The organism is Pseudoalteromonas sp. DSM 26666, from assembly GCF_900116475.1.
In the GTDB taxonomy this organism is placed as follows: domain Bacteria; phylum Pseudomonadota; class Gammaproteobacteria; order Enterobacterales; family Alteromonadaceae; genus Pseudoalteromonas; species Pseudoalteromonas tetraodonis.
This window is the reverse complement of the sequence record NZ_FPAR01000001.1, coordinates 704,814-720,571: the sequence shown is the minus strand read 5'-3', so window position 1 is coordinate 720,571 and position 15,758 is coordinate 704,814. Positions and strand designations below refer to the sequence as shown.

The 15,758-nt window shown below is 36.8% G+C and carries 13 protein-coding genes; all 13 read left to right on the top strand.

Annotated features, from left to right (window positions below):
• Window positions 1–13 precede the first annotated feature (13 nt).
• The 13 genes from BM380_RS03235 to BM380_RS03175 all read left to right on the top strand — a co-directional run bounded on the left by BM380_RS03235 (window position 14) and on the right by BM380_RS03175 (window position 15,755).
• On the top strand, window positions 14–1,108 hold the full coding sequence (locus tag BM380_RS03235) for a hypothetical protein (RefSeq protein ID WP_090492889.1): 1,095 nt from the start codon (window positions 14–16) through the stop codon (window positions 1,106–1,108).
• Window positions 1,105–1,701 (top strand): GNAT family N-acetyltransferase, encoded by a 597-nt coding sequence (locus BM380_RS03230; protein WP_090492888.1) that lies wholly within the window; start codon window positions 1,105–1,107, stop codon window positions 1,699–1,701. Before BM380_RS03235 ends, BM380_RS03230 begins: the two co-directional genes overlap by 4 nt.
• On the top strand, window positions 1,694–2,743 hold the full coding sequence (locus BM380_RS03225; protein ID WP_090492887.1) for a polysaccharide deacetylase family protein: 1,050 nt from the start codon (window positions 1,694–1,696) through the stop codon (window positions 2,741–2,743). Before BM380_RS03230 ends, BM380_RS03225 begins: the two co-directional genes overlap by 8 nt.
• The gene (locus BM380_RS03220) at window positions 2,737–4,074 is read left to right on the top strand and encodes a phenylacetate--CoA ligase family protein (protein WP_090492886.1); all 1,338 of its coding nucleotides are present in this window, start codon (window positions 2,737–2,739) and stop codon (window positions 4,072–4,074) included. Before BM380_RS03225 ends, BM380_RS03220 begins: the two co-directional genes overlap by 7 nt.
• A 1-nt stretch (window position 4,075) precedes the next feature.
• Window positions 4,076–5,158 carry a glycosyltransferase family 4 protein gene (locus tag BM380_RS03215; RefSeq protein ID WP_090492885.1) on the top strand — a complete coding sequence of 361 codons (1,083 nt, stop codon included), beginning with the start codon at window positions 4,076–4,078 and terminating at the stop codon, window positions 5,156–5,158.
• Between the two features lie 2 nt (window positions 5,159–5,160).
• Complete coding sequence (locus BM380_RS03210; protein ID WP_090492875.1) at window positions 5,161–6,354, top strand: glycoside hydrolase family protein; 1,194 nt, start codon at window positions 5,161–5,163, stop codon at window positions 6,352–6,354.
• A gap of 15 nt (window positions 6,355–6,369) precedes the next feature.
• Window positions 6,370–7,101, top strand: a complete 732-nt coding sequence (locus BM380_RS03205; protein ID WP_090492874.1) for a WecB/TagA/CpsF family glycosyltransferase — start codon at window positions 6,370–6,372, stop codon at window positions 7,099–7,101.
• A gap of 389 nt (window positions 7,102–7,490) precedes the next feature.
• Complete coding sequence (locus BM380_RS03200; RefSeq protein WP_090492873.1) at window positions 7,491–9,704, top strand: choice-of-anchor A family protein; 2,214 nt, start codon at window positions 7,491–7,493, stop codon at window positions 9,702–9,704.
• Window positions 9,705–9,814: 110 nt separating this feature from the next.
• On the top strand, window positions 9,815–10,213 hold the full coding sequence (locus tag BM380_RS03195; RefSeq protein ID WP_055011913.1) for a hypothetical protein: 399 nt from the start codon (window positions 9,815–9,817) through the stop codon (window positions 10,211–10,213).
• A gap of 190 nt (window positions 10,214–10,403) precedes the next feature.
• The gene (locus tag BM380_RS03190; RefSeq protein ID WP_090492872.1) at window positions 10,404–11,807 is read left to right on the top strand and encodes an undecaprenyl-phosphate glucose phosphotransferase; all 1,404 of its coding nucleotides are present in this window, start codon (window positions 10,404–10,406) and stop codon (window positions 11,805–11,807) included.
• On the top strand, window positions 11,791–13,005 hold the full coding sequence (locus BM380_RS03185; protein WP_090492871.1) for an outer membrane beta-barrel protein: 1,215 nt from the start codon (window positions 11,791–11,793) through the stop codon (window positions 13,003–13,005). Before BM380_RS03190 ends, BM380_RS03185 begins: the two co-directional genes overlap by 17 nt.
• Window positions 13,002–13,523 (top strand): polysaccharide biosynthesis/export family protein, encoded by a 522-nt coding sequence (locus tag BM380_RS03180; protein WP_090492870.1) that lies wholly within the window; start codon window positions 13,002–13,004, stop codon window positions 13,521–13,523. Before BM380_RS03185 ends, BM380_RS03180 begins: the two co-directional genes overlap by 4 nt.
• A gap of 24 nt (window positions 13,524–13,547) precedes the next feature.
• The gene (locus tag BM380_RS03175) at window positions 13,548–15,755 is read left to right on the top strand and encodes a GumC family protein (protein WP_090492869.1); all 2,208 of its coding nucleotides are present in this window, start codon (window positions 13,548–13,550) and stop codon (window positions 15,753–15,755) included.
• Window positions 15,756–15,758 lie beyond the last annotated feature (3 nt).

The window sequence follows — 15,758 nt, the reverse complement described above, 5'->3', positions numbered from 1 at the left end:
TAAGAGGTCATTAGTGAGTGCAATAATTTTAGGTTCTGGGCCCCAAGCTCTTTATGTTCTTCGGCTATTAGCAAGGCAAGGTGAAAAAGTATTGTTGGTTTCTTTAGATGAGAAAATTGCATTTCATTCGAAGTATGGTGAAAAGCTATGTGTTAAGGACCCTCAAGAATTTATAAAAAAACTAAAATTGCTGAATCGTGATTTCAATGAAATGCACATCTGTGGCGGTAAAGAGTTGCAGGCTATTGTTGACTATGGAAAAGAATTAAGTTCATTGTATGACATATATCCTAAACCATTCGAGCTAATAAAACTCTTTGCCCATAAAGATTCAACTTACAATTTTTTTAAAGAAATAGGCATTAAATATCCAAAAAGCTACGAACCGACTACCTTATATGAAAATGGTGAATTACCAAATCCAATTTTGGTTAAATGGAATCAGGACGTATTACATAGTACTAGTGACGCTAACTTTAAAACAAAAGTTTTTAATTGCTTTAGTGATTTTCAGCACTTTTATACAAGTGTGAGCAAAAACACACTCCAATATCTAATTTTTCAAGATTATATTAGTGGAGCAGAGGATTCTAACATATCGCTACAACTTTCAATTTCAAGTGAGCATGTAGCATACCTTTTGACTAGAAAGTGCCGAATATCTAAAAACGGTTTTGGTTCTTATGTAGAAGAGTTTGAAGCTCCCACTGCTTTTATGGATTCTATATACAGACCGATAGTTGAACTCTTAAAAAGTTCTAATTATGTCGGTTTAATCGAAGTAGAGTTTAAAGAATGCGATCAAACAGGAACATATTTTTTAATTGAAGCAAACTCAAGGCCATGCGGCTTAATGAGTGCGATAGGTAGCAAATATATTACCCCCTTTAAGTTGCTCTATGGAAAGGCTGAAGAGGGAGAGCGTTTAAACACAACCATAAAATGGTCATCGTTTTTGCGAGATATTCAATCTTGTATGATCTTATTTACCAAAACTAAATCATTTAAAAAGTACTTTAAAGATAACTTATCAATTTTTAGATCAAATAGTACTGATATATTCGATTTAAAAGATTTAAAACCATTTTTTATGCAGGTAAAAAAATGATTATTAAGGTTTTAAAACGATGTAAGACTGACGGCTTCTACAATGTTTTTATAATGTTCTTGAAAAAAGTAACAGGTTTTTTTTATAGAAAAACAAGTACATTAGGTTTTGAATTAAACATCTCAGAACTTGAATTTGAAAAACTGAAAACAGTGGATTTAAAAGATATAGATAAACCAATAGGGATTTTGCATTTATCAAAAGCGGATGTTGCAAATAGCTTTGAAGGTGGTGGTGAATGCTTTGTTGCAAAGGTAAATGATGAAGTGGCAGGTTTCACTTTTTTATCCTTTGGTAAAAAGGAAATCGCTGGATTCGGAGAGGTTTTACTTAGTGCTAATAACTCTGCATGGATTGGCCCTGTTTTTGTTGATAAAAAGCACAGAGGTAAAGGTATAAATAAAGCAATGATATTTTTTGCAATTGAGAAATGTAAAGCAAAGGGAGTATCTAAAATTGTAACTTCTATAAATGCTCAAAATCTATCATCAATAGCCTCTTTCACTAAAACTGGGTTTAAACAGGTATCAGAAGTTAAAACTTTAATGATACTTGGCAAAAGGTATGAGCTTTCAAGGGAAACTAATGACTAATATTATAACAATTGACTATGAGTTATTTGGAAGTGGTAAGGGATGTGTTTTTAAACATTTAATCGACCCTACTTATAAAATGTTGAAAGCGTTCGATAAATTTGGCACCAAGGCTACTTTTTTTATTGAAATACTAGAAGTTGAAAAGCTGATAGGCTTAAAAGAGTTATATCCAGAAGAGAGTAATGAATACAAGGAGGCAGTTGCAATTGAAAAGCAAATTGCTGAGCTAATAAAGCAAGGCCATGATATTCAGCTTCACTTACATCCGCAATGGTACAATGCCGAGTATGTTAACGGGCAGTGGAAATTAAACCATCAATGGTGGAGCTTTTCTGATCTTCCTGAGCGTTCAACTAAGGGGTCACCTGGAAAATATGAACTTCTAGCTTTAGGTAAAGAAATGCTTGAAAAGCGTGTTAGAGAAGTAGACCCAAATTATAATTGTTCTGCTTTTCGTGCAGGCGGTTATAACGTAGGTAATTCATATGAAAGTGTAAATGCACTGTTAGATAATAATATTTACTGCGACTCTTCAGTTTGCCCTGGTTTTTTTTCTAACAGCCTCTCTAATTATGATTTCACAATGGCGCCTAGTAACCTTCCTTATTGGCATTGTGATGACTCAATAATTATACCAAGTGATAAAAAATCCGTTAGAAGATTGCTTGAGCTACCATTATTGACAATCAGTGTTAATAAACTACAACGATTTAGCTGGGCTAGAGTATTTTCTACCATTAAAAATCGCCAATATAAAAACGTACCATATTCTCATAATAGAGAAGATAAAAGCGCTCAAAATACTGAAATGCTTAAAAATAGTAATTTTGATATGTGTTTATCTAGTTCTATGGAAATTACTCGTTTTAAAGTTGCAATTAAACAAAGACGTGTACAAGACCCTAACTACCCGCTAGTACTAATTGCACATCCTAAGGATTTGAGCTTATTTAGCCCATTTTCAAAAGTACTTTCGCAATTCAATAGTTTTATGACGCTTAAAGAATACACTGAAAAAATGGACTTAGTGGAATGTTAAACAGCAAAATATATAAGCTAGCACCAATATTTATCCAAAATAGTATTTTAACAATACGTGGATTTATTCGAGTTAAACTAAAAAGAAATAATTTTTCAGAAGAGACTCTTCACAATATTCATAGAAATGAGCGTTCGGCGGATAATTTACAATCTTATTCAGACGCAATGCTCGAATCGTGTATTGATAATGCTCTAAAGAATGTTGATTTTTATAAGGAGCAAGCATTAAAAGATAAATCTATTAATAGCTTTCCTGTTATAGATAAGAGCGTGGTTCGCAATAATCCTAACGCTTTTATTTCAGATGTTAAGCCAAAAGTAGTGATCAGTGGGGCAACAAGCGGTACAACAGGGAGCCCTCTTAATATATATCAAGACCTCATTGCAGTGAATAGAGAGCAGGCTTTTTTTGATAGACAGCGAGAGTGGGCTGGCTATAAAAAGGGTGATAAAAGAGCATGGATCCGTGGGGATATGGTTGTGCCCTTTGCTCAAAAGCAATCTCCATTTTGGCGTTATTCTTATTTTGAAGATATGATTTTGTTATCTTCTTTTCATATTTCTGCTATTACAATACCTGATTATATTAAAGCTATGGTCGATTTTGGTGTAGAAGTTATACAGGCATATCCATCTTCGATCGTTGCATTAGCAAGGTACTTAGAGTCTATTGATAGTTACTACCCAAGTAAAATAAAATCAATCCTCACATCTTCTGAGTCTTTATCTGAAGAAGATCGTCACTTAATTGAGACTCGGTTTAGCTGTAAAGTATTTGACTGGTATGGTTTATTTGAGCGAGTAGCTGCGATAGGCCAGTGTGAACATGGAAGATACCATCTCTTAACCGATTATTCCCATGTAGAATTAATGCCCGTTGATGCGTCAGGACGACATGAAATTATTGGTACTAATTTTAATAATCATTACTTCCCTTTAATAAGATATAAAACAGGTGACTATGTTTATTTATCTAGTGAAGAGTCATGTCCCTGTGGCAGAGTTTTCCCTATTATAGAAAAAATTGAAGGTAGAGTTGGCGACTATTTAGTCGCAGAAGATAATCAGAAAATTCACATATTAAACCATATACCAAAAGGGGTTGCAGGGTTAATTGCTTGCCAGTTTTATCAACAAAAAAAAGGAGCTGTTCATATCTTTGTTATGGTAGATACAGCTGTTTTTAACGAAAAAGAGCGTAACATTCTAGTTGAAAATACTAAAGAGCGTTTAGGTCAGAGCATAGCTGTAACCGTTGAAGTTGTGGACAGCATACAACGGACTAAAAATGGTAAAATGCGACAAGCTATTTGTAAAATTAAGGATTAAAATGAAGAAAAGAATTAATTTAATGGTTGGGCCAAAACGTGAAGGTCAAGGAGGAATCTCAACCGTTATTAACAGTTATTTTGAAATGGGGTTTGTTGACGAAAATAATATTAAGTTAGTTTCTGTGAACAAGTCTGGTGTTAGTCATTTTTTGATGAAATTGTTCTTCTTATTATCAATTTTTAAAATTATTTTTTTACTTTTGCTCTATAAAATTGAAGTTGCTCATATTCATATGGCATCAAGAGGAAGTTATAGTCGTAAGTCATTAATAGTAAGAATACTAAAGTTTTTTAATGTGAAAGTAATACTTCATTTGCATGGTGCTGAGTTTAGAGATTTTTATTCTAATGAATGTTCAGATGACAAACAGCAGCATATTAGAAATACGTTCATGATGGTAGATAAAGTGCTTGTCTTATCTACGCAATGGTTAGACTGGGCAGCGGTTACCTTCCCATCAACTGAGCATTTTCAAGTTTTATACAACTCAGTCATTCCTATTGCAAATAATGGTAGTGATTCTCAAATAGGAAAAGTCGTTTTCCTTGGTCGTATTGGTGAAAGAAAAGGAGCTGGAGATTTAATTAGAGCTTTTAAAAAGGTTAAAGCCAAATGTCCAAATGCTAAATTAGAGTTGGCTGGTGATGGGGATATCGAAAAATTCACAGCGTTAGCTTCTGAACTTGATATTTCAGACTCGGTTATGTTCTTAGGGTGGATCAGTGGAGATAAGAAATTATCTGTTTTAAGATCTGCTGATATATACTGTTTGCCTAGCTATAACGAAGGTTTCCCTATGGGGGTCATCGAGGCTATGTCTGCTAATGTTTGCGTTGTCTCGACCTATGCCGGAGGTATCCCTGATGCAATTGAATCAGATAAAGATGGTTTATTAGTGAATGCAGGTGATGTTGAAGCCCTAGCACAAGCATTAATTAAACTAATACAGGATAGAGAGCTAAATGCCCAATTAGCTAAGTCTGGAAAGACAAAGTTTGAAAACAACTTCTCCCAACAAGCAATTCTTCCTCAGCTACAGTCTATATACGATAGCTTAACTAGAAAAGCAGGGGCCGCTTGATTATGACTGACAGCTTTTATTGCGCAAAAACAATACTAAAACTAGCACAAAAATATGAATACGCTGGTCAGGATCCATTTGATGGGCTCAATAGTAAACTATTTGAATTAATTCCTCGATTTAAACAAGGCATTGTAGGGCTTGCTTGGATTCAGCTGCATAAACGTTTAGCTATAAACTTGCGGCCATTATGTGGTGTGCCTAAAAAGCGTAACCCTAAGGGTATTGGTTTGTTTATTTTAGGTTTATTGGAAGACTATAAAGCAACCAATGAGCAAACTTATTTAAATGAAGCAATAGGGCTAGCTGATTGGTTATTGACCCAGCAAAGTGATAAATCTATTTGGCAACATAGCTGTTGGGGTTATCACTTTGATTGGAATGCTCGTGCTTTTTTTGTACCTAAAGGTAAGCCAAACGTAATTACTACTATTTATGTTGCTCAGGCTTTATATGCGTTAGGTGAAATCACCAAAGACAAAAAATACTCAGAAACTGCAATTGATAGTGCGCATTTTATTGTAAAAACATTATACAAAGAATGTGATGGTAGACAGTTTTTTGGTTACATACCAGGTGAAACGGCCTTTGTGCATAATGCTAGTCTTTGGGGCGCTGCATGGGTTGCAAAAGTTGCTGTACTTACTAACAACCAACATTACAAACAGCTTGCTTTAAATGCAGCAAGGCAGTCGGTAAGCGAACAGGGGGCTGATGGCTCATGGGTATATGGTGCTCGTCATCATCATCAGTTTATTGATGGCTTTCATACCGGTTATAACCTAGAGGCACTTCGCTTACTGAGTGATGAATTACAAACTGATGAGTTTGAATCTGCAATTGCTAAAGGACTTACTTATTATAAAACGCATCTATTTGAGCAAGATGGCACTGCAAAATATTACAATAATAATCGCTACCCACTCGATATGCACAGTGTATCGCAAGCTGTTTTTACATTATTAAAAGTAGGTAAAACGCCAGATGACTTTACGATGGCCGAAAAAGTAATAAACCGCGCTATTAAAACCCTATATATGCCTAAAAAGCAGCGTTTTATTTATCAAAAAAATAAGTACTTTACCAATAAGGTTGACTATGTGCGTTGGACACAAGCATGGGTATATTATTCGTTTGCTTATTTTAATCGACAAAAAATGAACAGCGCTAAAAGTGCAGTTATTGAACAACATTAAAAAACGGACTCAACAATGAAACGTATTGAATTTTTAAAAGCCCCAATGGATATTGCCACCATGCAAGAGACGGTGTTTTTTATTGAAAGTAGAATTGAGCAAAAGCAGTTTTTACAGCATGTTGTGGTTAATGTAGCCAAAATAGTAAATATGCAAAAAGACCCTGTTTTAGCTGAGTCGGTTAAAGCGTGTGAGGTAATTAATATTGATGGTATGGGTGTAGTGTTTGGTGCGCGTTTTTTAGGGCACGAAGTACCAGAGCGTGTAGCAGGGGTTGACTTATTTCATGAATTGTTAGCAATGAGCGCCAAGCGAGACTTCCCTGTGTTTTTGCTCGGTGCCACCGAAGAGGTGGTTAGCAAAACAGTAAGCAAAGTTAAAGCGCAGAACCCAAATTTAAACATAGCAGGTTATAACGATGGCTACTTTTGGGATGATGAAGAGGCCGTTGTCACTAAAATACGCGAATCGGGCGCTAAGTTATTATTTGTTGCGATTACCTCCCCAAAAAAAGAAAATTTTATTAATAAATGGCAAGATAAGCTTGGTGTAGACTTTGTAATGGGTGTTGGCGGTACGTTCGATGTTGTAGCAGGAAAAGTAAAGCGAGCACCACAGTGGATGCAAAAAGCCGGTTTAGAGTGGCTATATAGGGTAATTCAAGAACCAGGCAGAATGTGGAAGCGCTACTTAGTTACAAATTCAAAGTTTGTCTATCTTTTAATAAAAAATAAGTTTAACGGTTGATATTGAGAAACCTATTTTAAGGCACTTATCCCCTCACACAATTCTACTATATCTCTTCAGTGATTAACGACAAAAAGATAAGATTAACGTGAAATCGTTGATCTTTTCTTCCAAATGTAAATATTAACTAAAAATTAACATTTAGCAATCCTTTACGGTGTTTTTTTGTTTTTTTTAAATTGTTTTTTTATTAAAACGAACTGTAAGTCATTGATTTTAATTTTCAGTTCCTTTTTTGGGGTCTGAAATTGGTACTTTCGTAGTGTTTTTTGTTCCTTTTGATTTTATTTGTGTATATAATGTTCACCAGCGCTTGATGAATTAACTTTCATTAAACAAATGACATAAACTTGGTGCCTATAATGCACTTTTCATTTTCGAGGGAAAAAATGACTAACTCATTACTTAAATTTAAAAAGATAAGTGCAGTGATCGCACTTTCTTTAGCCAGCTCTACAACACTAGCTGCAGACTTAGGCGTAGCCAATAATTTTTCAGCATTTGTTTTTAATGATTTTAAATCAAACTTTGGCCGTGCAGATGGCGCAATTGCTGCCGGTGAAATCGATCTTCAAGGTTACAGTGTAGGTTACACTCGCCCATACAGCTCTGAAGAATATTACTTAATTAGTGAATCAACTATCGATTTTAAATATGGTCGCCAATATGTAGGTAGCATGATTGCCGGTGGCGGTACTGACATTCATTGGGGTGTACGCTGGGGTATGGAATGGGGTTCTAAAATCCTTTCTAACCAAGATGAATCGGCCATGCCATTTAACTTTGATGAACAAGAACAATACTACAAAAATTTAAGCGCCGAGTTAAACCAGTTAAGCCAAACAGGTACAGTTTACCGTAAATGGGGTGGTTTATACCTAGAAGGTGACGGCAGTTCTTCAACGCAAGTGTTTAATATTGATGGCCGTGATTTTGCGAAAGCGCATACTTTTAAAGTATGGGGCATACCAAGCGATGCAACTGTAATTTTTAATATTACAGGTGGTGCTGATTTACATGTACGCGGTAAAGGTTTTTGGCATTTACGCCGCCACGCAAGTAAAACAGTATTTAACTTCCCTGATGCGCAAAACCTTAATATTAAAGGTAACCGTTGGGAGGGTGTAATACTTGCCCCTTACGCTGATATTAAAGGCGCTTACGGTACGGCTAAAATGCCAATTATTGGCCAAAGTTTTAAAGGTTCTATGGCATTACTAGGTGGCGAATTTAATGGTGACCTACCTGCTTTAGCTGAGCCTATTGCACCATTTGAAATGGCACAAAAGTGGAGTTGGAATTCTAGCGACTTTATGCCTGAGCATAACCAAGTAATTTCTACTCCTGTAGTAGCGCAGTTAAACGATGATAATGGCGATGATATTATTAATAATAATGATGTTGCTGACGTTGTTATTGTTTCTTACAAAGGAACCGATTTATCTAACGGTGTAGTTAGAGCGTTGAGTGGAATAGATGGAAGCGAGCTTTGGAGTTATACATCAGGCGCTATTGCAGCTGATGCTAGATATACTCCTGCAGTTGCCGACTTAGATGGTGATGGTGTAGTTGAAATTATTGTTTCAAGTAGGCTTAGTGAATATGTATCTGTTATCGATAATAATGGTATAACTAAAAAACAGATATCAAAAGTCGGTTCTAACTGGTCAACGATTGGTAACGTCTCTATTGCTGATTTAGATAATGATGGTTCTGTAGAGTTTTCGCTAGGTGATGCCGTTTATAACTATGATACTGGTTCAGTTTATACTTTTGACTGGGCTCCTTCTTCAGTAATATTTGATTCTAATTCTGATGGTGTCCAAGAAGTATTATCTAGTGGTCAGCTTAATGATGTATATGGAGCAGAGCTTTGGAGATATGTCGGTGAGGACAAAATATGGTTTTCATCAATAGCAGATATTGATGGAGACCAACAGCCTGAAGTTATCCTGTCTATTCCAGCCACATCAGCTACAGCTAACAAGAGCAAGCTAGTCGCACTTGAAGCAAATGGAAATGTTAAATGGGAGTTAGATAATTCAGTAAACGGCGGTAGCGGTGCACAGTCAATATCTAACTTTTTAGGTAAAGATGATATGGGTATAGCCCATGCTGGATATAAATCAATTGATATGTACAATAGTCAAGGTGGTTTAGAATGGTCAGTAGCTAATGACGATGAATGGAGCGGTAAAATAGGCTTGAGTGCATATGACTTTAATGGTGATGGTATTGACGAAGTTATAGTGCAAGATCACTATAAAGTAAGAGTATTAAATGGCCTTAATGGTGAAGTATTATCGACAGTTGCTAACTCATCAGGAACGCTTTGGGAATACCCAATTGTTGTTGACCTAGAGGGCGACGATAATGCAGAGCTTGTTGTTGTATCAAATAATACTGATTCTAGATATAGCATTAATAATGGTGTCACTGTGTATGGTGCTGCTGATAATAGCAAGCCTTGGAAAAATGCAACTCGCATTTGGAACCAACATTCATATCATCAAACTAACATTAGCCAAGATGGTAAGGTACCAACCTATGAACTACCAAGTTGGTTAAATAACAATACTTATCGCTCTAGTACGCTTAAATAAAAAGTACTTTTAGCAAATAAAAAGCCAATTAAGTTTTAATTGGCTTTTTATTATTAAATAGTTGTTTAAAATAATTGACAATTAATAATCATATTGCATTTGAGGTTTTTTTGTCGAACTTAAAGCAAGATCCAGCTATTAGAAGTTTACTAGAGCGAATGCCTAAAAACATTCAAACTACGTTTACTGATGAACAATTAGCGCATTTAAAAATAGCCATAGGTGCAAGGCAGTGGGGTAATCATGCTGTTGATTGCAGAGGCGTAGTTAAGTTTTTTAAATACCGTTACTACTATGTTTTTTTAGCGGGGCGAAACAGACGCGAATTAAGCATAAAAGAGCAAAAAATAGCAAGGTTTACTCAAGCAATAATTTTAAGTTTGGTAGTTACGTTTACTATTTTATTTACTTTGCTGGTTTTATATTTGATTAAGTCAGCATTGGGAATTGATATTTTTGATGGATATTCGTTTGGGGTTTGGAGCTGGTTTAAGGGGTTATTTAATTAAACTTAAATAAAATGCGAGTACTCTCTTTGATACTTAATAAACAAAGTAAGAGTTTGCTAAAAGATTTAAATATGAATTTTAGTACTTTTGTCGGAATCAGTAATTGAACAAAATTGGCTAATACTATATTATCCCCGTGGATTTTGTGAGGTGCTACTCACACTGAATTAGCTATAAGGAATTAAGCAAAATGACATCTCCAAGGACTTTTAAACCTTCAGGTTCCTCTGATGCCAATTTTTACCGATTATTTGATATATTTGCGTTGTTTTTAGCTTTTCAGTGCGCAGCCCTAATTTATAATTTTAAACTCACTCCTATTTATGCTGCTTCTGCACTAACCGTTGCACTTAGCTTTTTATACAGCGCTGAGCTGTTTTCTACTTATCGCTCTTGGCGAGCGGGCAAATTTAGAACAATGGTAATGTGTGCGTGGGGTAGTGTGCTCATTGCTTTTGCGTTTTTATTAGTCGTGTCTTTTGTATTTAAGTTTACCGAGTCTCTTTCACGTGTTGGTGTGGTTATTTGGTTTTTATTAAGTGCGGCGTATTTATATATTTGGCGCTTAGGGGTTTATTGGTATAAACGTAGCCGCCGTAAATTAGGACTATCGCAACGCAATGTGGCCATTATTGGCGCCACTGAGTCTGCTGCTTATTTACATGCTGAAATTGTAAAACACGACGAGTTAGGGTTTAACTTTAAAGGTTTTTATGACGACAGAAGCCCTGAACGTTTATTTGAACAACTTGAACAGCAAGGTGTTGAGGGCGGTATACAAAGTGCGGTAGACGCAGCACGCAATGGCGAAATAGACATACTTTATATTGCGCTGCCTATGAAAGCGCAAAAACGTATAGCCGACATTTTATTGCAGTTGGGCGATACCACAGTAGATGTGCACATAGTGCCAGATTTTTTACTCTCAAATTTAATACATGCTCGCATTGAGCACGTGGGTGATGTTGATACGTTAAGCGTGTTTGAAGCACCATGTATTGGTACTCATGAATTTATAAAGCGCACAGAAGATATAGTTGTTTCGGCTATTATTGTTACCTTAATCGCCCCGGTTTTAGTAATGATAGCGGCCGCAATAAAGTTGACATCAAAAGGGCCTATTATATTTAAGCAAGATCGCTATGGCTTAGATGGGCAAAAAATAAAAGTGTGGAAGTTCCGCTCGATGACGGTGACCGAAAACAGCGATGTGGTGACTCAGGCAACTAAAAATGATGCCCGCATTACTCCACTAGGTGGTTTTTTGCGCCGAACTAGCCTTGACGAACTGCCGCAGTTTATAAATGTTTTAAAAGGCGATATGTCGATTGTTGGCCCAAGGCCCCATGCAGTTGCTCACAACGAAGAATACCGAAAAAAAGTAGAGTTTTATATGTTTAGGCATAAAACCAAACCGGGTATTACCGGTTGGGCACAAATAAACGGCTGGCGCGGCGAAACCGATACACTTGATAAAATGGCCAAGCGAGTTGAATACGACCTACATTACATTAAACATTGGTCTTTATGGTTTGATGTGAAAATAATTTTTATGACAATTTTTAAGGGATTTAAAAGTGAAAATGCGTACTAATACAATTACCACTTTACTCGTTGCGTTAGGCTTATCAGCACCTGCATTAGCAGTAGAATTACAACCAGGCAGTGTAATGACAAAAGATGGCGCTGAGGTTACACCTATGCTGCAGTTGGGTGTAAGTAGCAACGACAACTTTTTTAGCACTCCAGAAAACACCGAGTCGCGTTTAATATGGAATATAGCGCCGAGTATAGAAGCGCTTATTGAAGACGGCCCTGACAGCTATAAATTTGATATTGCATCAAGCACGTCGTTCCACAATAAAGACACTACCGATAATTTCACTCAAGTAAACTTGGGCGCAGGTGTGCATAAAGAGTTCACTAGCCAACACCGCTTAGATGTTACTGGTGACGCAGATTGGTTATACGAGCCACGCGGTGCGGGTTTAACCGAAGGCCAAGGTAATGTTGTTGATGAGCTAGTTCATTACCAGCAGCAAAACCTAACAGCTCGTTACGAATATGGCGCAGAAAGCTCTAAAGCCCAGGTTGCTTTAACTGCAGGTTATTATAATAAAAATTATCAAAATTTTACGGCAATATCGCAGTTTCGTGATTACGACAAGCCTATGCTAGGTATTACAGGTTATTATAATACCCAAGCTGGTACGCGTGCCTTTTTAGAGGTTAAGCAAGAAAACTATCAATACGACGTTATTGATTCAAACGGTATTTCACGTGACTCAGACGACGTTAAAGTATTATTAGGTATGGAGTGGGAAGCAACAGCTGTTACTTCTGGCTCATTTAAAGTGGGTTACCAAAATAAAGATTTTGAGTCGAACCTGCGCGATAACTTTAGTGGTTTAAGTTGGGAAGCTGCCGCTGTATGGAAGCCGCTTTCTTACTCATCACTACAATTAGTTACTAGCCGTGCAGCCAAAGATCCATTAGTGCAAGGCGATTACATTCGTGAAAGCGTTTATGGTGCAACATGGCAGCATGATTGGAGCGACTACTTAAGCTCTGTAGTAAGTGCTAATTACGTTGACCAGCAATACTCTGGTAATTTTAACCGAAAAGATAAAGTTAAAAATGCCCGCCTAGGCTTAAATTATTTAGCAAGCAACTTTGGCATGCTAACAGGCTATGTTGAATTTATTGACCGTAATTCAACTCAAACTAACATTGAGTTTGACCGCGTAATTGTAGGCCTTAACTTTACATTTGCACTAAAGGGTAATGAATGAAGGTTAAAATCTTAACTGGCTTTATATTGTTACTCAGCTTTTGTAGTTTTGCGAGTGATTCGCAAAACTACATTTTAGGTGCAGGTGATAAAATAGAAATTAAAGTTTTTGGCCAACCAGACTTAGATGTAACCTCACTGCTTGGCAATAGTGGTGAGATTAACTACCCATTTTTAGGTAAGGTGAAACTAGTTGGTTTAAGTGTTGCTCAAGTTGAGCAAACAATAAGCGAAGGCTTACAGCCTGATTACTTAGTAAACCCTAATGTGTATGCGCAAGTTATAGAATACCGCCCTTTTTATATACATGGTGAAGTTAAAAAACCAGGTGGCTATCCTTATCAACCTGCTATGACGGTAAATCAAGCAATAGCATTGGCCGGTGGATTAACTGAACGCGCCTCGGTTGATAAAATATTTATTTTTAAAGAGCAAACCAAACAGCAGCAACAAAAAGGTAGTTTAAATAGCCAAATTGCAGCGGGTGACACCATAAAAATAGAACAGCGCTTGTTTTAAGCAGTTTAAGGCAGTAATAATAAAATGAATACACACTCTGAAAAGCCTAGCAACAACGAGGAAGTTATTGATTTAGGTGCTTATCTTAATGTTATTAAGCAAAGTAAATGGAAGATTTTAGGTTTTGCTATTGTAGTTACATTACTAACTATAATGGTTGCGTTAACTTTAGTGCCTAAATATGTAGCTACAGCCACTTTATTGATTGAGTCGGAGCAAACCAAGGCGGTGAGTTTTGACGAAATATATGGCTTAGATTCTACTAAAAAAGAATATTACTTAACTCAATTTGAAGTGATTAAGTCAAACAGTATTGCTCGTGAGGTAATTACTAAACTTAATTTAAAAGCTCATACCGACTTTATTGCTAAGCCTTCGATCACAGGTGAGTTAAAAGGCATGGTTAAGCAGCTGTTACCTTTTTTAAATAAAAAAGAAAGCTCAGCTCTTAGCGAAGAAGAGCAAGCAGAGCGAGAAATGTTAGGTTTGCTTGCTGCATTCAAATCGCGTTTGAGTGTCTCTCCTATAATGAAAACGCAATTAGTGCGTGTAAGTTTTGAGTCAAGTGACCCTAAGTTAGCTGCTTTGGTGGCTAATACGGTAGGCGAAGTTTACATAGAAAGCCAAATGCGCGCTAAAATGGGTATTACTCAACAGGCATCGAGCTGGTTAAATACCCGTTTATCAGAGCTGCGTATACAACTAGATAGTTCTGAAGTTCGTTTGCAAGCTTACCGAGAAGAACAAAAACTGGTTGATATAGAAGGTATAGCAGGGCTTGTTACTCAAGAGCTTGAGCAAACTTCAAAGCAGTTAGTTGATGCGCGTGCGACTAAAAATAACCTTGAAAGCATAAACCGTGTTATTAATGAATATGGTAACGATAACATAGAGTTACTTGGCAGTATGCCTGAGATTACTTCACACCGTGTAGTACAAGATGTTAAACGCGAAGTTGTATTGGTTGAGCGTAAGGTGAGTGAACTTAGCGAGGTTTACGGCCCTAAACATCCTAAAATGATTTCAGCTAAGGCTGAGCTTGCAACCGTAAAATCAAACCTCAATAAGCAAATTAAAGGATTAATTACCGGTATTGAAAAAGAGCTTAACAGAACAACCCGAACTGTAAATGCGCTTGAACGCGACTTAGCTAAAATTCGTGCTGAATATCAAGATATTACCCGTAAAGAAACCCAATATAATCAATTAAAACGTGAAGTTGAAACAAACCGTAATATTTTTAATACCTTTTTATCTCGCTCTAAAGAAACTGAAGTAACCAGTGACTTTAGCTCTGCTGCTGCGCGCTTTACAGACCGGGCTTATGCACCAAATCAACCTAGCAAACCTAACAAAAAGTTAATTGTTATTTTAGCTTTTGCGGCTAGTTTAGGCTTTGCGGTAGTAATGACCTTTGTTTTTGATGCCTTAAACGACACAGTTAAAAATAAAAATGATGTCGAAAATAAACTTGCTCAGCGTATGCTTGGCTTGTTGCCTCACGTTGCTGTTCCTAAAAAGAGCTATTTTCCGATTCATGCTTATTTAGAAGATACCTATCGCCGCTTTGCTGAGTCGGTACGTACCTTCCGTACTAGTTTATTGTTAACTCATCTTGACCGTGCGCATCAGGTTATAGCGGTTACATCTACTTCTCCTGGAGAGGGTAAAACCACCACCTCTGCCAATTTAGCGATGTCGTTGGCACAAATGGGCAAGGTATTACTGATAGATGCCGATTTACGTAAACCAACGTTAGCTAAACGTTTTGATATACCGGTATTTCACCCAGGTTTAAGTAATTTAATGATAGGTACTGAGCAATTAGCTGAGTGTGTTCATGTTGATACACAATCGGGTGTCACTATTATGCCAAGCGGGCAAATACCGTCTAATCCGCTTGAGCTTTTATCAAACCCACGTTTTGCTGAGCTACTTGGCGAGTTAAAAGCGCAGTACGATCATATTATTGTTGATACTCCGCCTACCCAAGCGGTAAGTGATGCATTGGTAATTGCGCAAAGTGTTGACTCGGTTGTGTATGTTGTTAAGTCAGACATAACTCGTATTAAACCGATTACAGCCGGCCTTGAGCGTTTATTTGAAGTAAAAGCCCACGTTGCTGGTGTTGTACTTAATCAGGTAGATATGAGCAAGTCGAAAGATGAGCATAGTCATGGTTACTATGATTATTACGATTACTCACAACAACCTGAAAAGCCACAAGCCTAACTA